Annotated in this window: 18 protein-coding genes and 1 other annotated feature; of the genes, 13 read left to right on the plus strand and 5 right to left on the minus strand. The window is 40.8% G+C overall.

Features of this window, described 5'->3' with window-relative positions:
- Positions 1–9 precede the first annotated feature (9 nt).
- The 6 genes from fabF (at position 10) to CPRO_RS03245 (ending at position 5,744) form a co-directional block, all read left to right on the plus strand.
- Positions 10–1,242, plus strand: coding sequence for a beta-ketoacyl-ACP synthase II (gene fabF, locus CPRO_RS03220; RefSeq protein ID WP_066047803.1), 1,233 nt, complete (start codon positions 10–12; stop codon positions 1,240–1,242).
- Positions 1,243–1,244: 2 nt separating this feature from the next.
- Positions 1,245–1,700 (plus strand): acetyl-CoA carboxylase biotin carboxyl carrier protein, encoded by a 456-nt coding sequence (accB, locus tag CPRO_RS03225; protein ID WP_157881623.1) that lies wholly within the window; start codon positions 1,245–1,247, stop codon positions 1,698–1,700.
- Position 1,701: 1 nt separating this feature from the next.
- Positions 1,702–2,118: a 3-hydroxyacyl-ACP dehydratase FabZ gene (gene fabZ / locus CPRO_RS03230; RefSeq protein ID WP_066047804.1), complete on the plus strand. Its 417-nt coding sequence runs from the start codon at positions 1,702–1,704 to the stop codon at positions 2,116–2,118.
- Positions 2,119–2,122: 4 nt separating this feature from the next.
- The gene (locus CPRO_RS03235; protein WP_066047806.1) at positions 2,123–3,445 is read left to right on the plus strand and encodes an acetyl-CoA carboxylase biotin carboxylase subunit; all 1,323 of its coding nucleotides are present in this window, start codon (positions 2,123–2,125) and stop codon (positions 3,443–3,445) included.
- A gap of 5 nt (positions 3,446–3,450) precedes the next feature.
- Positions 3,451–5,148: an acetyl-CoA carboxylase, carboxyltransferase subunit beta gene (gene accD, locus CPRO_RS03240; RefSeq protein WP_072743443.1), complete on the plus strand. Its 1,698-nt coding sequence runs from the start codon at positions 3,451–3,453 to the stop codon at positions 5,146–5,148.
- Between the two features lie 299 nt (positions 5,149–5,447).
- Positions 5,448–5,744: a phage holin gene (locus CPRO_RS03245; RefSeq protein WP_066047808.1), complete on the plus strand. Its 297-nt coding sequence runs from the start codon at positions 5,448–5,450 to the stop codon at positions 5,742–5,744.
- Positions 5,745–5,864: 120 nt separating this feature from the next.
- Here the strand turns inward: CPRO_RS03245 and CPRO_RS03250 are convergent, their stop codons facing one another.
- The 3 genes from CPRO_RS03250 to gpr form a co-directional block, all read right to left on the minus strand.
- Positions 5,865–7,445, minus strand: a complete 1,581-nt coding sequence (locus CPRO_RS03250) for an NAD(P)H-dependent oxidoreductase (RefSeq protein WP_066047810.1) — start codon at positions 7,443–7,445, stop codon at positions 5,865–5,867.
- Positions 7,442–8,005 carry a PadR family transcriptional regulator gene (locus tag CPRO_RS03255; RefSeq protein WP_066047812.1) on the minus strand — a complete coding sequence of 188 codons (564 nt, stop codon included), beginning with the start codon at positions 8,003–8,005 and terminating at the stop codon, positions 7,442–7,444. Before CPRO_RS03255 ends, CPRO_RS03250 begins: the two co-directional genes overlap by 4 nt.
- A gap of 363 nt (positions 8,006–8,368) precedes the next feature.
- A complete protein-coding gene (gene gpr / locus CPRO_RS03260; RefSeq protein WP_236782378.1) occupies positions 8,369–9,382 on the minus strand; it encodes a GPR endopeptidase in 1,014 nt (337 codons plus the stop codon).
- A gap of 243 nt (positions 9,383–9,625) precedes the next feature.
- Between gpr and rpsT the strand changes: the two genes are divergently transcribed.
- The 5 genes from rpsT to CPRO_RS03285 all read left to right on the plus strand — a co-directional run bounded on the left by rpsT (position 9,626) and on the right by CPRO_RS03285 (position 14,025).
- The gene (gene rpsT, locus CPRO_RS03265; protein WP_066047813.1) at positions 9,626–9,886 is read left to right on the plus strand and encodes a 30S ribosomal protein S20; all 261 of its coding nucleotides are present in this window, start codon (positions 9,626–9,628) and stop codon (positions 9,884–9,886) included.
- A 169-nt stretch (positions 9,887–10,055) separates the two neighbouring features.
- Positions 10,056–10,469 carry a C-GCAxxG-C-C family protein gene (locus tag CPRO_RS03270; protein ID WP_066047815.1) on the plus strand — a complete coding sequence of 138 codons (414 nt, stop codon included), beginning with the start codon at positions 10,056–10,058 and terminating at the stop codon, positions 10,467–10,469.
- Positions 10,470–10,798: 329 nt separating this feature from the next.
- Positions 10,799–12,100, plus strand: a complete 1,302-nt coding sequence (locus tag CPRO_RS03275; protein ID WP_066047817.1) for a thymidine phosphorylase — start codon at positions 10,799–10,801, stop codon at positions 12,098–12,100.
- 20 nt (positions 12,101–12,120) lie between these two features.
- The gene (locus CPRO_RS03280; protein ID WP_066047818.1) at positions 12,121–13,299 is read left to right on the plus strand and encodes a phosphopentomutase; all 1,179 of its coding nucleotides are present in this window, start codon (positions 12,121–12,123) and stop codon (positions 13,297–13,299) included.
- A gap of 168 nt (positions 13,300–13,467) precedes the next feature.
- Complete coding sequence (locus CPRO_RS03285; protein WP_066047820.1) at positions 13,468–14,025, plus strand: GNAT family N-acetyltransferase; 558 nt, start codon at positions 13,468–13,470, stop codon at positions 14,023–14,025.
- Between the two features lie 161 nt (positions 14,026–14,186).
- Here CPRO_RS03285 and CPRO_RS03290 read toward each other — a convergent pair whose 3' ends face one another.
- Entirely contained in the window at positions 14,187–15,641 is a 1,455-nt protein-coding gene (locus CPRO_RS03290) for a nicotinate phosphoribosyltransferase (RefSeq protein ID WP_066047821.1), read from the minus strand.
- A gap of 411 nt (positions 15,642–16,052) precedes the next feature.
- Positions 16,053–16,298: a binding site (T-box leader), on the plus strand.
- A 204-nt stretch (positions 16,299–16,502) separates the two neighbouring features.
- Here CPRO_RS03290 and ileS point away from each other — a divergent pair.
- On the plus strand, positions 16,503–19,616 hold the full coding sequence (gene ileS, locus CPRO_RS03295; RefSeq protein ID WP_066047823.1) for an isoleucine--tRNA ligase: 3,114 nt from the start codon (positions 16,503–16,505) through the stop codon (positions 19,614–19,616).
- 453 nt (positions 19,617–20,069) lie between these two features.
- Complete coding sequence (locus CPRO_RS03305) at positions 20,070–21,368, plus strand: cytochrome c biogenesis protein/redoxin (protein WP_066047828.1); 1,299 nt, start codon at positions 20,070–20,072, stop codon at positions 21,366–21,368.
- Between the two features lie 415 nt (positions 21,369–21,783).
- Here the strand turns inward: CPRO_RS03305 and CPRO_RS03310 are convergent, their stop codons facing one another.
- The gene (locus CPRO_RS03310) at positions 21,784–23,223 is read right to left on the minus strand and encodes an APC family permease (protein WP_066047830.1); all 1,440 of its coding nucleotides are present in this window, start codon (positions 23,221–23,223) and stop codon (positions 21,784–21,786) included.
- Positions 23,224–23,582: the final 359 nt, after the last annotated feature.

Raw genomic sequence — 23,582 nt, forward strand, 5'->3', positions numbered from 1 at the left:
GAGGTTTGTATGAGAAGAGTTGTTGTGACAGGTTTAGGGGCAGTAACCCCTATTGGAAATACAGTGGAAAGCTTTTGGCAAGGCTTGATGGAAGGAAAAAACGGAATCTCTTTTATTACTCGTTTTGATACTTCTGACAGTAAATACCGCTTGGCGGGGGAATTAAAAGATTTTGACCCTACCTTATATATGGAAAAATTGGCGGCTAAAAAATTAGACCGATTTTCAATTTATGCATTGGCGGCTACTGCCCAGGCGATGGAAGACAGTGGTTTGGAAGGGAAAGTGGAAAAAGATGAACTGGATGTATACTTCGGTTCCGGTATTGGCGGTTTTGAGACTTTTTGCGAGAGTAGCACAACCTTGGCTGAAAAAGGGGCAAGAAAAGTATCTCCTTTGTTTATCCCTAAAATGATTAGTAACATTGCGGCAGGAAATATTGCCATTCGCTATGGTGCGGAGGGTGCTTGTGTTTCTGTTACCACTGCTTGCGCCACAGGGACCACTGCAATTGGTGAGGGATATCGTGCTATTTTACATGGATATGCCATAGCGGCAATCTGTGGAGGTAGTGAAGCGGCAATTGTACCTTTGGCGATTGCAGGTTTTGGCAGTTGTATGGCGTTAAGCCCTTCTGAAGATCCCGATGGAGCTTCTCTGCCCTTTGATAGCAGAAGAGGCGGATTTGTTATGGGCGAGGGTGCAGGAACTTTGATTTTAGAGGATTATGAGCATGCCAAGGCAAGAGGTGCAAAGATTTATGCTGAGGTGGTAGGCTATGGTTCTACCTGTGATGCACACCATGTGACAGCACCATCCCCTGAGGCAAAGGCAAGTGCAAAGGCTATTCGTGATGCGGCGAAAGGACTGGAAGGCCTTGGGGCGGAACAGATTTATTATAATGCTCATGGAACTGGAACACCCATGAATGATACTGTAGAAACCCATGCCATTCACAACGCTTTTGGCGAAGATGCAGGTAAGCTTCATATCAGCTCTACTAAGTCTATGACAGGGCATATGCTGGGTGCCGCTGGTGCGGTGGAAGCCATTGCTGCTATTCTGGCAGTGAAAAACGGCATGGTGCCTCCTACCATTAACTTAAAGGAGCAGGATTCACAGTGTGATTTGAATTATACACCCAATGTTGCAGTGAAAGCGGCTTTGGAAGGTGCACTTTCCACTTCCTTGGGTTTTGGTGGACATAACGCCTGCGTGGCATTTAGAAAAATAGAGGATTGATGATGATGGAACTCAAAAAGATATCAGAATTGGCTAAAATATTAAAACAAAATCAGCTGACAAAGCTGGATTTAACAGAGGGTGATGTCCGTCTGGTTTTAGAATCTGCCGGTGGCAAGGTTGTTTTGCAGGAAATGCCAAAGGAAATTGAAATTTTCCAGGAAGAAACAACGATCACCATGGAAGAAAAGAAGCTGGTAGTGGAATCCACATCGGCTTATGAACAGAAATCTCCTTTGGTAGGTACTGTTTATTTAGCACCTCAAGCAGGCTCCGCACCTTACGTAAAGGTTGGGGATAAGGTGAAAAAGGGTGACCCTGTTTGTATTGTGGAATCCATGAAAATGTTTAATACCATTGAAGCAGAAAAAGACGGCGAGGTTGTTGCAGTTCCTGTGGACAATGGGCAGATTGTAGAATACGGTCAGGTATTGGTTTGCATTCGTGAGGAGGCTTGACATGAATCAAGAGGAAATTAAAAAAATTCTGCCTCACAGAGATGCAATGCTTTTGATTGACGAGGCAGAACTTTCCGAGGGTGTTGCTTATGGTAAAAAAGCCATTACAGGTGATGAGTGGTTTTTGCAGGGACATTTTCCTGATAAACCTGTGGTACCCGGCGTAATTCTTTGCGAAATTTTGGGTCAGTCTGCCTGTGTGCTTCTATCTGAGAAAAGTGCAGGGGCAACACCTTTTTTTACGGGCCTTGATAAGGTACGCTTTAAAAACAGTGTGCGTCCCGGCGATGTGATTGAAACGCAGTGTAAACTGATCAAGAATAAAGGTGTGTTTTACTGGGCCGAAGGAAAAGGCTATGTAAACGGAAAACTATGTGTGAGCGCAGAATTTTCGTTTGCATTAATAAAGGAGACTTGAGTATATGTTTACAAAAATTCTCGTGGCAAATCGTGGAGAAATCGCAGTGCGCATCATTCGTGCCTGCAAGGAAATGGGAATTGAAACAGTAGCGGTGTATTCTGAGGCAGACCGCAATTCTTTGCCTGTGGCGTTGGCAGATGAGAGAATCTGTATTGGCGGAAAAAGTGCCACGGAGAGCTACTTAAATCAAAAAAATATCATCAGTGCTGCTTTGGCTTGCAATGCCGGCGCCATTCATCCCGGATACGGATTTCTTTCGGAAAACGCTGAGTTTGCCGCCCTTTGTGAAGCAAATGATATTGTTTTTATCGGGCCCAAAAGCCAAGTCATGGAGAGCATGGGTGACAAAGATAATTCCCGCAGGCTAATGAAGGAAATTGGTGTGCCTGTTGTTCCCGGAACAGAAATTTTAAAGGATGTTTCGGAAGCAAAAGCTTTGGCGGAGGAAATCGGCTTTCCTTTATTGGTGAAGGCTACAGCCGGCGGCGGCGGCAAAGGCATTCGAGTGGTTAATTCCAAAGAAGAGCTGGAAAATGCATTTCATACCGCATCAGCAGAAGCAAAAAGTGCCTTTGGCAACGGAGAAGTCTTTTTGGAAAAATATTTAACTCATGTGCGCCATGTGGAAATGCAAATTCTTGCTGATACCTTTGGAAATATGGTGTGTTTGGGAGAAAGAGATTGCTCTCTACAACTGAACAAGCAAAAGGTTTTAGAGGAGACCCCCAGCCCTGTGATGACACAGGAGATTCGCTCCAAAATGATGGAAGCTGCAATCAAGGCGGCAAAGGCTGCAAACTACACCAATGCAGGAACGGTGGAATTTTTGCTGGCGCCCAATGGAGAATTTTATTTCATCGAAATGAATACCCGTTTACAGGTAGAGCATCCCATTACCGAGGAAATCAGCGGTGTTGATATTGTAAAATGGCAGATTCGCATTGCCTGCCAGATTCCTTTGGATTTTAAGCAGGAGGATGTGCATTTAAAAGGACATTCCATCGAATGCCGTATTAATGCAAGGTCTACCGGAAAAATTGATTTTCTTCATATTCCAGGTGGTGCAAGGGTACACTTTGATACTGCCTTAATTCAGGAATGTGAGGTTGTGCCTTTTTATGATTCCATGCTGGGGAAGCTGATTGTTTTCGCTAACACCAGAGAGGATGCCATCCGCAAAATGGAGGCGGCCTTGTGTGAAATGATCATTCAAGGTGTTGAAACAAATATTGAGGATCAGCTAAGGCTGGTACGAAGCAAAACCTTTTGGCAGGGTGCGTATGATACGCTGATTTTGCCTGAAATCTTAGCGGAAGGGAAGTGATTCATTTGCATGATATCGTGGGATTATTCCGCAAATCGAAGAACAATTTGGAAGAAGGGGGCATCACCCCTATTGTGGATGAGAAAATGCGCTGTCCCGTTTGTAAGTCCTTTGATACAAAGCGGAATGTGGCGAAAAATAAAATGGTTTGCCCTTCATGCGGTCATCATTTTCGCATTGGAGCAAGAATAAGAGTAAAAGCCCTTTGTGACAAAGGTAGTTTCCAAGAAATATTGACAGAGCTGACAACCATTGATCCGTTGGATTTTCCCGGCTATGATGTAAAGATGGAAAGCGGTAAGATGGGTTCAGGAGAGGATGAGGCGGTTTTATGCGGCCGTGCTTCCTTCAAAGGTCAGCCTTGTGCGTTATTTGTCATGGAGCCCCAATTTATGATGGGGAGTATGGGTTCTGTTGTAGGGGAAAAGTTGGCAAGGCTTTTTGAATATGCTGCGGCAGAAAAACTTCCTGTGGTTGGATTTACTTGCTCCGGTGGTGCACGAATGCAGGAAGGAATTCTCTCTTTAATGCAGATGGCTAAGGTGAGTGGAGCCGTGGACTATCACAGCAAGCGGGGTGGATTGTATATTACTGTTTTAACTGATCCTACTACAGGCGGAGTGACTGCCAGCTTTGCCATGCTGGGAGACATCATCCTTTCCGAACCCAATGCTACCATTGGTTTTGCGGGACGCAGGGTCATTGAGCAGACCACAAAGAAAAAATTACCTGATGGTTTTCAGAAGGCGGAATTTTTGTTGGAACACGGATTTGTGGATGCCATTGTGCCAAGAACTGAGATGAGAAAAACCATTGCCACCCTTCTTCGTCAGCATGAAATGAAAGATCATCATACTGCTTTGGAGGATGCTTTATATCGTCAAGAGGCTGAAAAGTATAAATTCAATACGTTGTCACCTTACGAAAGAGTGCTGACAGCAAGAGCACAAGATCGTCCAACGGCAAGGGCGTACATTGAACAGATGTTTACCGATAGAACAGAGCTTCACGGAGATAGAAAGTATGCCGATGACCAAGCCATTGTAGGAGGCATCGGTATGCTGGGTGAAATGCCTGTAACCTTTATTGGCATTGAGCGAGGCAGAAACCTGGAAGAACGCATTCAGTGCAATTTTGGCAGTCCTATGCCCGAAGGCTATCGCAAGGCGTTGCGCTTAATGAAGCAGGCGGAGAAGTTTCAAAGACCCATTATTTGTTTGGTGGATACCGCAGGGGCCTTTTGTGGTGAAGAAGCGGAAGAACGAGGTCAGGGGCAGGCCATTGCCGATAATTTGATGGAGATGATGGCTTTAACAACGCCTGTGATTACTATTGTTATCGGTGAAGGTGGCAGTGGCGGCGCTTTGGGTCTATCTGTTGCCAATAAGCTGTATATGTTGGAAAATGCAGTATTCTCTGTCATTTCTCCCGAAGGATGTGCCAGCATTTTATGGGGGGCATCTTCCCCGGAAGCTTCGGCAGAGGCGGCAAAATGTCTTTGTATTACTGCCGAAGATATGAAACGCTTTGGCGTTGCTGAGCGTATTATATATGAAGATTTTGTGTGTTTTGAAGAAATGTGCCATGACTTGAAAGGCACACTGATGGGTGATTTTAAGGAGATTTATAAGGATTCTCCGAATATCAGTGAAAAAAGATATGAAAGATTTCGCAAACTGGGCAGTTGGAACGAAAATAAATAAAGTATGGAACCGCTTTTCTATTTGGAGAGGCGGTTTTTTTATGGAAGCGAAACTGCTTTTTTCAAATCATATCCCACTCTATTAATTATTTGAAATACTACGGCTTAAATGATTATATATTATTATTAAGTCGATGTCCTCAAAAACAAAATACTCCCAAATGGGTATCTTTGCCCTTTTGACTGCATCTTTTCTGTACCCAGCGTAAAAATGTTTCATATGTTTTTGTTTAAAGGGATTGGTTTTAAAACATACAGATTTATGGATTACAAGCTAATTATAAAAGAGAGGTGTGAAAAATGAAAATAAACTGGAAGGTACGTTTCAAAAATCCCTATTTTTGGATTGGTCTATTTGGGGTAATCATGGCAGCCATAGGAGCAAAACCGGAGGATTTTACCAGCTGGGCTTTGGTTTTAGAAGAAATAAAAAATGTATTAGGCAATCCCTTTTTATTGTTTAGTGTGATTTTGGCTGTGATTGGTGTGGTGTCAGACCCTACAACAAAAGGAATTTGTGACAGCAGTCAGGCGTTAAGTTATTCTAAACCTAGAGATGATACTGCAAACCAGTCTGATTTAAATAATAAGGTGTAAGAGGCAGGCTTCTGACAAATAAAACCCCCTAAGCTTTGAGCTAGGAGGTTGAAGGACATAAAAGCATCCAATACACATTTGTTTGGAATGATATAAAACTTTTTTCGTTAATTTTCTTGATTATCCTCTTGCGTACCTTGCTGGATACCACCTCTGGAACCATGCCGTAAAAATACCCATCAGTGCAGGAATGATATTATTGATGATACCGATGTAGGGTGAGAGGGCAGTATTCATTAAGAAATAAGCCCAGACAGCTGAGTGAAGAAAAACTATACCCCATGCGGCAGTTAATATGCGGTTTGTTCGGATAAAGAGGGGATTGGAAAAAGCACTTTCTTCCCCGTAATCGGTGGCACTATAATAGGCTGTAAGGGGGATTTTGGTGATGGAGCCAATCAACCACAACAATCCAAATAATAAGTAGCTGGCAGAGACGATAAATCTTATATTTAAGCCCAATAGACCTGCCAAGGAGATTCCTATAGCCATAGGAATGCCGATTTGCTCAAAAATAACAGGCTTGTATTTTAGCCAGAATATTGGAATCAATGCTCCGATGAAAACGGCTATGCTACCCCCGATAGTGGAATGTATTGGCATACCTGCCCAGATGACAATCCATGGTGCTAGAAGAAGCAGCATATTGGTTTTGCAAGGCTGTGCTGTTTGTTCTTTAGGGACAGAAATACCAAACAAATCATCCCATTTAAGCATAACATTAAAATCTCCATGGACTTGATAAAGTCTTTGAAATAGAGCATCTTGCCCTGAAATCTCATTACGGGAGATGGCCCTCCAGAGGGAGAAAGGTGTTTCTATTTTTGTGGTAAATGGTCTAAATCCATGGGTGATGACCTCGGAGCCATGCTTGGATAACAATATTTGATAGGTTTTATCAATGTCGGTATAATGAAACTCCAAGACCCGTTCTTTCCCATCGGGTTTGTACAAGGCGGCCATTTGAGTTGTAAAGGAAAGGCTTTCATCCGGAAGGGTTTCAATATTTTTGCCTTTTGCAATTCCCCAGGAGGCATCTGCCATTTTTTCAAATACATCTTTTGGAAATAATGGCTTTGCTAGTGCTGTTTTTGTTTGTGATTGAATCCCTCCTATGGCATATTCCCTTCCAGCACGGTGTACTATTTCCAAATAATCGTCTGTACGATTTTTTAGCTCAGGGATATGAAACAATTCTCCTTGCCCGCAAAGGATGTTTGCATAGTTATCTTTCCCAAGAAAATGGTCAAACATGGAAAGAACAGAATCATAATTATGTTCAGATGTCCAAAAGCCGCAGGTCGAAATAATAAGATGCCTTTGATGGGACAGATCATAGCGTTGGGGATGCCCTCCGCTTTTGCTATCCTCTGCCATGAAAGGTAGATTCATAGGAAGCTGTCGATCGATGAGATTTTTTAATCCACCGGGAACACTAAAATAATATAACGGAAAAGACCAAATAATCACATCAGCGGCAATGATTTTGGGAAGGATGTGTTCCATATCATCTGAAATAACACATTTTCCCGGTGTTTTATTCCAACAGGCAAAACAACCAAGGCAACTATTGATGTGGGCTTTTGCCACATCAATAATTTCTGCATCTGCCCACTGGGCTCCTTCTAAAAAAGCATGAGTGAGGCACATTGTATTGCTTTGCTCTATCTTTGGTGAACCATTTAATACGAGAACCTTCATTTCTGTGCCTCCTTTTCCAATATTGTAATGGCTTTGTCTGCCCAGTTTAGCCCTGCCTCGTAATAGGACTCTCCATAAAGTACTGTAATTTCCCAGTAAATTGATTTTCTTTCATCGCAAACCATTTTGCCATATTCAGAGATTGCGTTATGGGCTTCCCCAAGCCCTTGGATAGCCTGTAAACAACTTTCTCGATATTTATGTAGCAAATCCAGCGATTGTTGGAGGCTGGTTTCTCCGGCAAAGAATATACGCATCAAAAATGCGCTTTTTACCCGCATAGCATCGTCAATATGGGCTTCCCCTAAAGATAACCAGTTTGAAAGTTCCTTTTTTCCCCTTTCTGTGATGGTGTATATTCGCTTATTTGGTTTTTCGCTTTGAATGAAACGTTGGCTGCTAAGCCAACCGTTAGTTTCCATAGCATCCAGCTCTCGATATATTTGACTGGTTTTTGCTTGCCAGAAAAAAGATAGAGAAGCTTTAAAAGCTTTATCCAGTTCATATCCTGTCATTGAGGAATAATTGAGAAGTCCCAGCAGACCATGTTTTAGCGACACAATAACACTCCTTTTGTTATATATTCAACAAGTTGAATATATAACAAAATAGAACTATTGTCAATATAGTTTATTTTATAAATATAGCCTTTTGCCCTAAATTTTTATGATTTGCCAATTGCAATATGCAGTTATTGTTAAGACCTACAGAAAAAAAGCAATTTTCAAGTTATGTTTTTAAGAGGTTAGCGTGGGGAAGAATTTTTGCATTTCTAGCAAGTAGATAAGAAATGCAAAATTGTAATTCAAATTAAGCACAAAAAAGAGCCGCAGCATAAAAAGCCTGCGGCAAATTTCAAAAACTGACGAACTAACTGAAATGTTTCTTAGGTGGGAGCAGTGTTTTAAATGATAGTTATTATTTTAGCTATACTTACTGATATCCTCCATAGTGATGCCGGGGTGAAGGGCAATATTAATGCCATTGGCAATAATATTAGAAAGCCTGTCTATGACTGCATCTACTTCTTTTGGAGTCACAAACATATTTTCTGTATAAGGATCAAGAATTTCAGTAATCATGGTATACTTTTCTTCTTCCTCTAAATCTTGCAGCATGCGGTAAAAGTCTGTTCCTTTTTTTGTTTGTTCAATCATACTGGCTAGGATTCGGTCCATTGTATCGTTCACCAGTGTAGCGGCGTCCACAACTGTGGGCACGCCAATGGCGATAACAGGAATGCCCAAAGTTTCTTGACTCAGCATCATTCGTTTATTGCCCACACCAGCACCGGGTGCAACACCTGTGTCTGACATTTGTATGGTTGCATTGATACGACTGGAACGTCTTGCGGCAAGGGCGTCAATGGCAATTAATAGGGTAGGCTTTACTTTTTCCACCAATCCTTTTATAATTTCTCCTGTTTCAATGCCGGTAAGGCCCATAACACCGGGGCTGATTGCGGCCACAGGACGCACTGTCCCCTCAATCTCCACAGGGAGGGAGCCTTGCAAATGGCGTGTAACCAAGATTCGGGAAATAACCTTTGGTCCTAAGGCATCAGGGGTAATATTCCAGTTGCCAAGCCCGGCTACAAGTATACAATCATCTTCCTTGGTTTTGGCCAGCTTACGCAGTTGTTCAGCCAAAAGCTTGATAATTTCCTCATGGCAATCAACTGCATTTTCTTTTAGTTTTTGAGATTCAATGGTGATATATTCTCCTTTTGGTTTTCCCATTGCCTTACTGCCTTCGTCATTTATAATACTTACCCTTGTTAACGTGTAGCAATCCCCTTCTTGGGTTTCCACTTTAACACCGTTGGGTTCGTCTTCTTTTTTTTCTTGGGACTCCTGAATCAGTTCTCTTGCCTCAATGGCTAAGTCAGTTCTGATTTGAAATGTATTTTTTACATCCACTTCCTTCAATTTTCCCACCGTCCTTCCTGCTTTTTGCCTTATTTTTTCCCTCCATTTGAAATATATTCATTGACTTATTTTCATTCATCGGGTAGAATATATGGTGTTGAATTAACCAAGGGATTTGAGACAAAAATATCCCAAGCCGTGTCGTAGGAGATAAAGCTCCTTAAAGGTGGTTAATATTGTAGTAATAAAAAGCGATATTCCCCAATATCGGAAACCACAGAAAATGAATGATTGAACTAGGAGGAAAACACAGTGGCAAATATTAAATCCGCTAAGAAAAGAATTAAAGTAATCAGCAAAAAAACTTTGAGAAATAAAATGATTAAATCTCAGGTTAAAACAGCTATGAAAAAAGTAATCGTTGCAGTGAATGCAGGCGATAAAGACATAGCTTCCGCAGCTTTGAAGAACGCTACCTCTGTAATTGACAGAGCATATATGAAGGGCATCTATCACAAGAATGCAGTTGCTAGAAAAAAATCTTCTTTAACAAAATTGGTTAACAGCCTGTAATTTTTTATGTCCTGAAGGGATACCCTACGTATGATTGGGTATCCCTTTTTTATTGAAACTTAATTTCTAATAAATCATTTTTAGTATGTACAAAGTTTTGAGGAAGTTGCTTGCATTTGGTATGGAATTCGTTGTAACATCACAAAACTTAAGAATCTGGAGGTGTCTTATGGATAGTAGAATTGAAAAAGTAATGGAGAACCACCACAAGGGTTACAATTGTTCTCAGGCAGTGGCGTGTGCCTATTGTGATTTGTTTGGAGTGGAGGAAAAGGAAGCTTTCCGTGCCGTTGAGTGTTTTGGCCGAGGCATGGGGATTATGGGTCCTTGCGGGGCTGTTTCCGCTATGGCATATTTAGTAGGGCTAAAGGTTTCTGATGTCAATTTGGAAAACCCACGGAGTAAAATTAACAGCTATAACACATTAAAGCCAATGACCCAAGCTTTTGTTGATAAAAATCAAACCTTGGAATGCAGGACGCTGAAAGGCATGGACACCGGGGTTGTTTTGCGTAGCTGCCCGGGATGTATGCAGGATGCAGCAGAAATAATTGAGTCATACCTTTTAAATGAGAAAAAATAAGAACTAAAAAATCATAGGTAAGAACTGATCCACTGGTGTGTGAAAAGCATATGCAGTGGGTTTTTTCTTTCATAATGATTTTTTTCAGGAGTTGTGGTATAATAAATCTATGGTTAATTCTGGTCAATTGTTTGGTTTTCTACTAGAATTTTAGAGATTTTCGTTATTTTGAAGCAAGTCTATTTTTTATTTTATTCTTCTACGGTTATAATGATGGTGTATTGGGTTAAAGAAGATAAATTTTGTTATCTGTTCTTTGATCTAATACGAAAGATTCTAAAACAGTGTTCATTTTGTAAGAATAGAACTGCATCTAAGGAGGGCTTTTCATGAATATTGTGGATATAATTATAAAAAAAAGAGATGGTAATCGATTATCGAATGAAGAAATTTCGTATTTTGTAAAGGGTGTGACAGATGGCAGTTTGCCTGATTATCAAATAGCAGCTTTTTTGATGGCTGCGTTTCTTAAAAAAATGGATGCAGAAGAGACTGCCTGCCTGACCATGGAAATGGCCCAATCCGGCGGTATGTTTGATTTTTCCCAAGTGGAAGGTTTCAAGGCTGATAAACACAGCACAGGAGGGGTTGCCGATACGACGACTCTGATTTTAGCACCCTTGGTGGCTTCAGTTGGCGTTCCTGTGATAAAAATGAGTGGACGGGGTCTTGGCTTCTCAGGAGGCACCATAGACAAGCTGGAATCTATTCCGGGGTTTCGAGTAAACGTGAATGAAGAAGAGGCCATCGCCTTTGCAGAAGAAAGTAATATCGTTTTAATGAGCCAAACGGATGATTTGACTCCGGCGGATAAAAAGTTATATGCTTTGCGGGATGTAACGGGAACGGTAGACAGCATTCCTTTGATTGCGGCGAGCATTATGTCCAAAAAAATTGCGGCAGGGGCCGATGGCATTGTTTTAGACGTGAAATGCGGCAGTGGTGCCTTTATGCAGGAATTGGAATCCGCAGAAACCCTTGCCTCCATTATGGTTGAGATGGGGCGTCATGTTGGGAGAAAGGTTACTGCTGTCATTAGCGGTATGGATCAGCCGTTGGGGATGAATATTGGCAATAGCTTGGAAGTAATAGAAGCAATTGAGGTTTTAAAAGGAAATGTTGGCGGTGATTTGTTAGAGGTATCCCTTACTTTGGGCGCTTATATGATTCTGATGGCAGGGCGAGTAAATAGCTTAGAACAAGGGAAATATTTATTACAACACCACATTAAAAATGGCATGGGACTGGATAAGTTTCGTGAGCTTTTGGTACAGCAAGGCGGAAATCCTGTTATCATTGATGACTATTCATTATTACCTTTAGCGCCATGTAAAGTGACTGTTTTTGCACAAAAAGAGGGCTATTTAAATCATATGAACACTGCATTAATTGGAAGAGCTTCCTTAGAGACAGGGGCAGGGCGTGCCTATAAGGAGCAGCCTTTGGATTTTGGTGCAGGGATTGTTATGAAGAAGCGCTTAGGGGATACGGTAAAAGAGGGAGACCCCTTGGCGGAGATTTTTGCAGCTAGTGATGAAAAGTGTGAAAATGCAGCGAAATATTTACAACAGGCAATTACAATTGGGATACAAAGGCAACCTTTGCCTCCATTGATTTTGAAAACAATTTGAGTATGGAAAGGACGATGCTTATGAAGAGAGCGATTATTGTTGTGTTAGATAGTGTGGGAATTGGTGAATTACCTGATGCCAAGGATTTTGGTGATGTTGGCAGTAATACATTGGTTAATATTAAGAAAGTACGCCCACAAACAGAATTGAAAAATATGAGTGCTCTGGGTTTGGGCAATATTCAAGGAGAGGACATTTACCTTTTAGGTAAAACGGATGCACCTCAAGGGGCATTTGGCAAAATGGCTGAAAAATCTATCGGGAAAGATACCACTACAGGGCATTGGGAAATGGCGGGAATCATTACAGCAAAGCCATTCCCTACATTTACAAAAACTGGTTTCCCTAAAGAGGTAATGGATGCTTTTGAGCAGGCCATCGGAACAAAAACACTGGGGAACATAGCGGCATCCGGTACTCAAATTATTCAGGATTTAGGTGCTGAGCATGTAAAGACGGGCTATCCTATTGTTTATACCTCTGCGGACAGTGTTTTTCAAATTGCGGCTCATGAGGCAGTAATTTCCATTGAAAAGCTTTATGAGATGTGCCAAAAAGCAAGGGAAATCTTGACAGGAGAGTATGGCGTTGCCCGTGTGATTGCCCGTCCTTTTGTGGGAGAGAACGGCAACTATACGAGAACCAAAAACAGAAGAGACTTTTCTTTGCCTCCTACAGGGACTACAATTTTGGACTTGGCCAAGGAAAAGGGTTTAAATGTAACTGCTGTTGGAAAAATAGAGGATATTTTTGAGCACAGAGGCATTACTCGTGCTGACCATACCACAAATAATAATGAGGGTATTGAAAAGACTATTTTCTATGCGAAAGAAGAATTTGAAGGAATTCTCTTTACTAATTTGGTGGATACCGATATGATATATGGCCACCGCAATGATGTGGAAGGGTATGCAGGTGCTTTGGAGTATTTTGACAGCAAACTGCCAGAAATTATTGCACAAATGAAGGATGAGGATATTCTCTTTATAACAGCTGACCATGGATGTGATCCCACTACCCCCAGCACAGACCATTCCAGAGAGTATGTGCCCTTGCTGGTTTATGGGAAAAAGGTTAAAGCGGGTGTGGATTTAGGCGTACGTAAATCCTTTGCTGATTTAGGTCAGACAATTTCTGATTATTTAGGGCTTAATGCAAGATTTGAAGCAGAGAGCTTTTTAAATGAGATTTTGATGTAAATGCATTGGATGAAAAGGGCGGGTCTTAGGAACCGCCTTATTTTTTTGTATGCTTTATTTATAATTGTAATAACTAATATTAATCTTTTTTAATTATGACGATAAAAATTTGGTGACAATTGGTTCATATGGGTGTACAATCAAAAAAACAACGGAAGGATGACAAAAATGGATAAAAAAATCACTCTTCGACTGGCTTCTGCATCAGATGCAGAAAGGATTTTAGCTATATATGCCCCTTATGTTACTGATACGACAGTTACCTTTGAGTATGAAGTACCGTCGGTGCAGGAATTTGCTTTTCGCATTGTTAATATACTGCAAAAATACCCTTATTATGTAGCTTTAGTGGATGGCGTAATCGCTGGGTATTGTTATGCTGCTCCTTTTCGTGGACGTGCAGCATATGATTGGTCAGTAGAAACAACGATTTATATTAAACAGGATTTTCGTGGCTACGGCATTGGCTCTATGCTTTATTCTGCACTGGAGGCGACTCTGAAAACCCAAGGTGTTTTGACTATGATTTCCTGTATTGCTTATCCAAATCCTCCCAGCAATGCGTTTCACGAAAAAATGGGCTTTCGCAAGGTGGGGCATTTTTCCCAGAGTGGTTATAAACTGGGTCAATGGGTAGACATTGTTTGGCTGGAGAAACATATAGGAGAACATGATACAATTCCTTCACCAGTCACCCCTTTTTCAATCTTGGGTAATAATAAATAAAATTTTTCTTTGAATGATGTATTTATAAAAAAATAAAAGCAATGTTTCTCTTCTCAGTTTAAAATAGAAACAGCATACATAAACGAAACGTCCTGCAATTTACAGGACGTTTAAATTTTATAACGATTCTATACATAAAAATAAAGAGCTTCCTAATGAAATTAATTTGTGCTCATTTCATCGATCAAGCGATTCTTTAATTGTGATAATTTTTCCGACAAATCAACAGGTACAATGTGGGGATTATTTAAGCGCAAATGCTCGTCCCAAAGAGATTTCTTTTCACTATTGCAGAATGCTTGAATGTCCATGGTTTGGGGTGATTCATATACTTGCTTACCATCTATAAAAATTGGTACCAAAAGTTCTTTTACATAAAAAGTACCAGCTTCTAATTCCATTTTACGCCATTTGGCATTACTATCACGAATAACCATATCTTGACTCTCATCTACGGTTTCATGTTCCAATGCAATTAAATCAGCCTTGATTTTATCTGTGTTTTTATCGTAAAAACGGAAGACTTTTTTAATTCCAGGATTGGTTACCTTACCAGGATTATTGGACAGCTTAATTTTAGGGACAAATGTACCATTTTCATCTTCCTCGGCTGCCAGCTTGTACACCCCTCCAAATGCAGGACAGTCGTCACTGGTGATGAGCTTTGTTCCTACGCCCCAAAGGTTGATTTTTGCACCTTGGGATTTTAAACTGGCAATCAGGTTTTCGTCCAAATCGCTGGAGGCACTAATGATTGCATCTCCAAAGCCTGCTTCCTCCAGCATAACCTTTGCACATTTTGAAAGGTACGCCAAGTCACCGCTGTCTAATCGAATGCCGTATTTTCCCTTAAGCATTCCTGCTGCCTTCATTTCCTGAAATACTTTAATGGCATTGGGAACGCCGCTTTTTAAGGTATTATAAGTGTCTACCAACAGCAGGCAGTTATCTGGGAATAGCTTTGCATATGCACGAAATGCAGTGATTTCATTGGGAAAACTCATAACCCAGCTATGGGCATGAGTGCCCTTTACGGGTACATCAAACAGTTTTCCAGTCAATACGTTGCTCGTTCCGCAGCATCCACCAATGACAGCCGCTCTGGCGCCTAAAACACCGGCATCAGGCCCTTGGGCACGGCGCAAGCCAAACTCCATAACTGGGTCGCCTTGGGCAGCCCAAACAACACGAGAGGCCTTTGTAGCAATGAGACTTTGGTGGTTTATAATATTTAACAGTGCAGTTTCAAGAAGTTGCGCTTCAACAATAGGCGCTTTCACACGCAATAATGGTTCATGGGGAAACACAACCGTTCCTTCGGGAATTGCATAAATCTCTCCTGAAAAACGGAAGTCTTTCAAAAAATCAATAAAGTCCTCTGAAAACAAGTTAAGGCTTGTTAAATAATCAATGTCATCCTTTGTAAATCGCAGCCCATTGATATACTCGATAACCTGCTGTAAACCTGCGGTTACGGCATATCCATTTCCGCTTGGGTTTTTTCTGTAATAAAGATCGAACACTACTTTTTTGTTGTAGGCTCCAGTTGTAAAATATCCCTGCATCATAGTCAATTCATACAGGTCAGTTAACAGAGCCAAATCTCGTCCTTTCATAGCTGATTTCTCCTTTATTTTTTCCTATCTGCAGGAACAATTAATAAACACTTGTATTATACACAATTTAAAGTAATAAAGCAAATTTTTCCACACATCGGTTCTTTATACAATATTTCTAATGATTTGTCTATGATGAACAAATTATACACACTAATTTAATGCAATGTGCTTAAATACATTTGTTTTTTCATAATTATTTTTATGATAAAATACAGTGTATCATTTTTCAGGGAAAGTATTATTATTTTTTTATGACTCAAGCTTTGACGCATATTCGGAGAAGATGTGCTTTTCTAAAAAGTTGTATACTGTACCGATGTACACAACATACTTGCTAAAAACAAAGAAAAAACTGCAAAAAACCCTTTACTTCTTTTTAGGCACAATGTATAATGCTAACGTATAAGAAAAAACACAATGAAGGAGACAGTATATATTTTCAATATGATTACAGAGAGTCGGGGCTTGGTGGGATCCCTTCGTCATAGAAAATATAGAAAATCACTCCGGAGTGGCAGTCCAAACGGTTTTTTTACCCAGTAGGCGCTGTCGTTTGCCCGCGTTAAGGGTCGGCGTCATTAAATTGTGATGCTTAGAGTGGATGGCAAAATTGCTGTCAAATCAGGTGGTACCGCGAACCCTTTCGTCCTGTGTTGGATGAAAGGGTCTTTTTTCGTTTCAGGCAATGGCAAAAATACAGGTTTTGCAATACTTTTTCCAAATTTTCTAAAAAAATGAATGGACCTTTAGAAACCAGTCAAAAATGGAAGAGTATTTGTATTTTTATGCTGAATGCAATCACCACCCTTTTCATTTGAAAAATAGTGTATTTATAAATGAAGTTAAGGAGGAATTCATATGTATGACAAAGTGCCAACCAATATGAACTTCGTGGAAAGAGAAGTTCAAGTAGAAAAATTTTGGAAGGAAAATGATATCTTTGGAAAGAGCATCAAAGCTAGAGAGGGTGCTCCCGTTTTTACTTTTTATGATGGCCCCCCTACGGCAAACGGAAAGCCTCATATCGGCCATATCATCACCAGAGCGGTAAAGGATTTGATTCCTCGTTATAAAACCATGAAGGGCTACAAGGTTTTGAGAAAAGCAGGTTGGGATACCCATGGACTGCCTGTTGAGTTGGAAGTGGAAAAGGCTTTGGGCTTAGATGGCAAGCCACAAATTGAAAAATACGGCGTAGAACCTTTCATTGCAAAATGTAAAGAAAGCGTTTGGACATACGAGAAGGAATGGCGCTCAATGAGTGACCGTGTTGGCTTCTGGGCAGATATGGACCATCCATATGTAACCTATCATAATGAATATATCGAGTCTGAATGGTGGGCGTTAAAGAAAATTTGGGATAAAGGTTTGCTTTACAAAGGTCATAAGGTCGTTCCTTATTGCCCTCGTTGCGGTACTGCTCTTTCTTCCCACGAGGTTGCTCAGGGCTATAAAGACGTAAAAGAAACCTCTGCTATCGCAAAATTCAAGGTGGAAGGTAAGGATAATGAGTATTTCTTAGCTTGGACAACAACCCCTTGGACATTGCCTTCTAACATTGCATTAACGGTAAATGCGAAGGAAACCTATGCAAGAGTAAAATATCAGGACTTTATTGCAATCATGGCAGAAGCCCTTCTGAATGACGTTTTGGGTGAAGGTAACTATGAAGTTTTGGAGACCATGAAAGGTCAGGCATTGGAATATATGCGTTATGAGCCTTTATTCAGCTTCTTGGAGAATGATCCCAAGGCGTTTATCGTAACCTGCGATCCTTATGTAACCTTAACAGATGGTACTGGTATTGTTCACTCCGCAGGTGCATTTGGTGAGGACGATGCTCGTGTTTGCCAGAAATATGGCGTACCTTTCCGTCAGTATGTTGACAGCCAAGGCCTTATGACAGAGGAAACAGGCCCCTTTGCAGGATTGTTTGTGAAGGATGCCGATGCAAAGGTAATTGAACAGATGGAGCAGGACGGCTCTTTGTTTGCCGCAATTCCTTTTGAGCATAATTATCCTTTCTGCTGGAGATGTGATACACCTCTCATCTACTATGCAAGAAGCACATGGTTTATCAAAATGACAGCTTTAAAGGATCAATTGGTAGCAAATAACCGTACCATCAATTGGTATCCAGATAATATCAAGGAAGGCCGTTTTGGTAATTTCTTGGAAAACGTAATCGATTGGGGTCTTTCTCGTGAACGTTACTGGGGCACACCATTGCCCATCTGGGAATGTGAATGTGGACATAGACACACCATCGGCAGTATTGCTGAATTGAAGGAAATGTCCCCCGATTGCCCTGAAAATATAGAGTTGCATAAGCCTTTTATTGACGCAGTGCATATTGTTTGCCCTGAATGTGGTAAGCAGATGACCCGAGTTTCCGAAGTAATCGACTGTTGGTTCGATAGTGGTGCGATGCCCTTTGCACAGTGGCATTATCCATTTGAAAATAAAGAAGTTTTTGAAGAAAATTTCCCTGCTGACTTTATCAGTGAGGCGGTTGACCAGACCCGTGGCTGGTTCTATACTTTGCTAGCAGTAAGTACACTGTTGTTTGATTGTGCTTCCTTTAAAAACTGTATCGTGCTTGGACATGTTCAGGATAAGAATGGTCAGAAAATGAGTAAGCATAAAGGCAATGTTGTTGACCCTTGGGAAGCATTGAATAAGCAGGGCGCTGATGCTGTTCGCTGGTATTTCTATGCAAATAGTGCACCTTGGCTCCCCAGCCGTTATTATGATGAAGCGGTAAGCGAAATGCAGAGAAAATTCATGGGTACTCTTTGGAATACCTATGCATTCTATATCCTTTATGCAAATATTGACCAGTTCAACCCAACCAACTATCAGTTGGAATATGACAAACTGCTTCCTATGGATAAATGGATTTTGTCAAAGCTGCAAACATTAAATAAGTTTGTGGATGAAAGCTTAGAGGGTTACAAACTGACAGAGCCTGCAAGAGCTATGGCTGAATTCGTAGATGCCCTTTCCAATTGGTATGTAAGAAGAAGCCGCGAACGCTTCTGGGCAGAAGGTATGGAGCAGGATAAGATTAATGCATATATGACCCTGTATACCGTACTTGAAACCATGTGTAAGCTTGCTTCACCATTTACACCTTTCATCACCGAAGAGATCTATGGCAACCTTGTGAAAAAGGCAGATCCTACAGCACCTGAAAGTGTTCACCTTTGCGATTGGCCAGAATATCATGCAGATTGGGTAGACACTGATTTGGAAAGCAATATGGATTTTGTATTGAAGGTTGTAGTGGAAGGCCGTGCGGCAAGAAATACGGCGAACATGAAGAACCGTCAGCCTTTGGCTATGATGTATGTAAAATCTGAAAAAGAATTGCCAGAGCTTTACCGCAACATCATCACAGAAGAATTGAATGTAAAAGGATTGACTTTTACAGATAATGTGGAAGACTTTACTGCATATACCTTCAAGCCTCAGCTAAGAACTTTGGGTAAAAAATACGGCAAGCTGGTACCTGCAATCAGCACTGCTTTGAAGGAAGTTGAAGGGGCTGAGTTTATGGCCACCCTGCGTGCAGAAGGAAAGGCGACCCTTACTGTAGAAGGGGAAGAAGTTATTCTGGAAATGGATGATGTTTTGGTGGATACTTCCGAAAAAGGCGGCTTCGTTTCCAGCGGTGACAATAATTTGACAGTAGTTTTGGATACAAACATGACACCTGAATTGGTTGAGGAAGGCTTTGTTCGTGAAGTTGTAAGTAAAATTCAGACCATGCGTAAGGAAGCGAACTTTAATGTAACTGATCGTATTCGTGTATTCCACAGCGGCAATGATAAAATTGCTGAAATTCTGAAAAATAACGATGTTTCCGTTGACGTTTTGGCGGAAGAGGTAGTTGCAAAAGAAGGCGGGGAGCTGTCTAAGGAATGGAATATCAACGGTGAGGTTGTAACCTTAGGTGTTTCCAGAGTATAAGTAAATTGTGCCCTTAATATTTGTAGCATGACAAAGAAATGTTACAATAAACAGAATACTTTTTATATTTAGATTTTAAGAGGTATCCGTTTTTACGGATGCCTCTTTTATTGTTCGCTTTAGCTTGATAAAACCACCTGCTCTGCAGGTGGTAAGAATGGTTTTTGCTTTAGCTGTAAGACTTTTGTTTTTCCAATAATAAAGGGGCTTATACAAAATATAATAATTTAAAACCGTTTTAACGGTAGCGGGGCGAATATTGCATAAGAAATATTTTTTCAATACGTCCACGGGTGTTGCCAGTACCAGCCCCTTATAAAGGTAGGACAGACCACCAGCTGAGCTAGTCGTCCTGATTAATCCAGAATATAGAGGGTGATTAAATCACTTTACAGCATCTCTCTTTTCGGATATAGTTAATTATGTATACATAAATAGGAAAGGAGTTGCAATATGGGCTTTTCACTGGATATGAGTGTACCGATTCTTACGGTATTTTTTCAAGGGTTGGTTAGCTTTTTCTCCCCTTGTGTTTTGCCTTTGGTTCCTCTGTATGTCAGTTATTTATCCGGAGGAGCAAAGACGGTTTCTGCAGACGGAACCATTCAGTACCCCAGAAAGCAGGTGATGATAAATACAATTTTCTTTGTTTTGGGCATCAGCTTTGCATTTTTTGTACTGGGCCTTGGGGTTACTTCGCTGGGTAATTTTTTTAATGATAAACGATTAATGTTTGCAAAAATCAGCGGTGTCATCATGGTCTTTTTTGGACTGTATCAATTGGGACTTTTTGGTCGTTCCGGAACGATTGAAAAAGAGCATCGAATACCTTTACGCCTTGAGCGATGGACTATGGGGCCTTTGTCAGCTTTGCTTTTGGGCTTTACCTTTAGTTTTGCATGGACGCCTTGCGTAGGCCCTGTGTTAGGCAGCGTCTTGCTTATGGCGGCTTCGGGTTCCTCTGGGACAGGATTTGCTCTGATAGGGGTGTTTACCATTGGATTTATTTTGCCATTTCTGGCAGTGGGACTATTTACCCAAAAGGTTCTGGGCTTTTTCAAAGAGCATCAGTCTGTGGTTCGTTATACGGTGAAAATTGGCGCCGTGCTAATGCTTGTAATGGGCGTTATGACCTTTACGGGATTTATGAATGGATTTACAAGCTATCTATCAGGAAACGCCGCTACGAATGAACAGAGCGCAACGCCGGATGGGTCTTCTCAGCCTGTGGAGCAGGGTGAAACCTCTGATAAGCCATCCCAACCTGCCGAACAGGAGCAGGAAATAATAACTGCGCCTGATTTTACATTGAAAGATCAATTTGGGAATATCCATACACTTTCTGAATATAAAGGAAAAACAGTTTTTCTAAACTTTTGGGCAACTTGGTGCCCTCCATGTCGTGGAGAAATGCCCCATATTCAAGAACTGTATGAAGAGTATGGCCTGAATCAGGAGGATGTTATTATTCTTGGTGTGGCGGCGCCTAATGTGGGAAGGGAAGGCAGTAAGGAGGATATTATTTCTTTCTTAGATAAAAACGGATATACTTTCCCTGTTGTAATGGATGAAAGCAGTGAGGTTTTTGATCAATATGGAATCAGGGCATTTCCAACTACTTTTATGATTGATGAAAGTGGCGTAATTTATGGTTATGTGGAGAGTGCCATGGAAAAGGCGACTATGAAGCGTATTATAGTAGAAACGAAGGAGAATGGACAGAGCAGTACTGAATCCAGTCAGAAAGAATAGAAAATGATATAAATTGATAGAAAAGGGTATTCCGTGTGTCTAGGACGATTGGAATATCCTTTTTTGATTTGAAGAAAGGAAAAAGCTAGCACAGTGTTAGATGGCAAATAAGTGTATGTAAGAAAGCATCATTCATACGTGGGTTAAAAAGACCAGTAAAAGTCAGTGCATTTATATGGAGCTAGAGAAATAAAGTGAAATGCAGTTCAAATGATTCAAATCCAGAGGTGAAATTTTTACATGAAAGCCCTTGGACTGAGGTACTATTGCTATGTAGTATCTTAACAGAGGCGTATTTTCCAGACCGTCCACATTCTACATCCAATTACAATTCCACAGTGTAAAATAAAAACGCCACCGGAAATCGGTGACGTCTTTAGAGGGATTTTAAATTATAATTTGAGAAGGAGCTAGACTACATCTTTCCATCTTCCTTCATTTTTGTGTACAAAATTTGTTCTACGGAAATACCTTGCCACTGTCCATAAATATAGCGTTTTCTGATGGAGAGATAGAAAACGATTCCGATTGCAGCCCAAATTCCTAAGATGATAAAGGATGGAATGGATAAGAAACCAGGCATACCTGGAACGAAAGTAATGATTAAAAAGATGGAAGAAACAGCAACGCCTAATATGCTAATCCACATTTGTGCTTTATCACCATCTCTTTTTGCAACCTTAGCGGCAGAAGCGCAAGTATATGTAAAGCCCATTGCAGCGCCCACACAGGTCATATCAACAATCCAAGCCAATACCTGACGGCCGAACCAAGGTGCAATCAGCGCCAGAAGCATCATGAAAAGAATACTGTTTTTCGGTGTGCCCTGAGGTGTCAGGTGGGCAAATCTCTTGGGAAGTGCATCTGCATAAGCCATGGAGTATAAAAGACGGCTGGAAGCAATATAAAATCCGTTCATACCAGATACTACAGCACAAAACATTGCAATACCGATGAAGAATACACCGATGTAGCCAATTGCCTTCATAACCATTTCACCGGTTGCCCAATCGGGATTGGATGCCAGCATGGGAGCCCAAGGATTTACAACTGAGGTAATGAAAACAACAGCTGAATAAATAATACCACCAACCAAAATTGCCCCAACCATTAAACCCAATGCAGCTTTATGAGAAAAGCTATATTCTTCGGCCGCCTGAGGGATACAGTCAAAGCCAACAAAACAATAGGGTGCGAAGGCTAAAACTGCCAGTACAGAAGAAAATTTCGATTGTCCTTCCAAAAAGAAAGGTTTCAGATTATTAAAATCGGGTTTTGTGAGCAATACGCCAATTAATGCAAACATTACAGATGCGAACAGGGCAACTGCCACTAGAGTCTGGAACCAGCCAGCACTTTTGACACCACGCATATTTACAATGCCTAACCCAATTATAAATGCATATGCCAAGGCGATTTCTCCAAGATACACGTCCCAGCCTGCAATGGTATAAAGATAGCCGATCTGCAAGGGGGAACCTGGTAAAATATAACGAGAAATCATTGCCAATGCAGTAGAGTTCAAAGGAATCAGTGACCAGTAGGCCAGAACAATGAACCAGCCGCATATAAAAGCATGTTTTTTACCGAAAGCGGTATCGGCATACACGAATTCTCCTCCAGAGAGGGGGAATTTTCGAATCATATAACCATAACTGAAACAAATAATACACATGATAACTGCGCCTAGCATTAAACCTAAAATAGAGCCAATGGGTCCCGCCTTAGGTAGGAAGGACGTTCCAGGCATTACGAAACATCCCCATCCGATAATTGCCCCCAAAGCCAATGACCAAATGTCAATTTTACGCAAATCTTTTTTAAATGCACCTTCTTGCTGTTGGTTTTTTGACATATACCTAACCTCCTTAAATGTAATAAATTGTACTACGCATAAATACTACAAATAATTGCTTTTACGGTGATTTTTAAAGTGAAATGAAGCCGCATGCGAATTCGAGAATCAGGTTGCCAGACAACGGCTTTTTGAGAAAGAGGTTTCATTTTACCTAGCTTTTTCAAATCAGCCTTTATCAGGACTTATTTATAGAATTTCACTATAATGTATCCGCGAATATACATTATATTATCAAATATTAAAAATATTATATAAAAATTGCAATTTGACATTTGATTTTTTGGTGATATCCTATAATCTAATTATAATATAGTCTATTCAGTAAAGGTATAGTCAATCTTTTTTTTAGGAAAATA

This window comes from Anaerotignum propionicum DSM 1682, from assembly GCF_001561955.1.
Lineage (GTDB): Bacteria > Bacillota > Clostridia > Lachnospirales > Anaerotignaceae > Chakrabartyella > Chakrabartyella propionicum.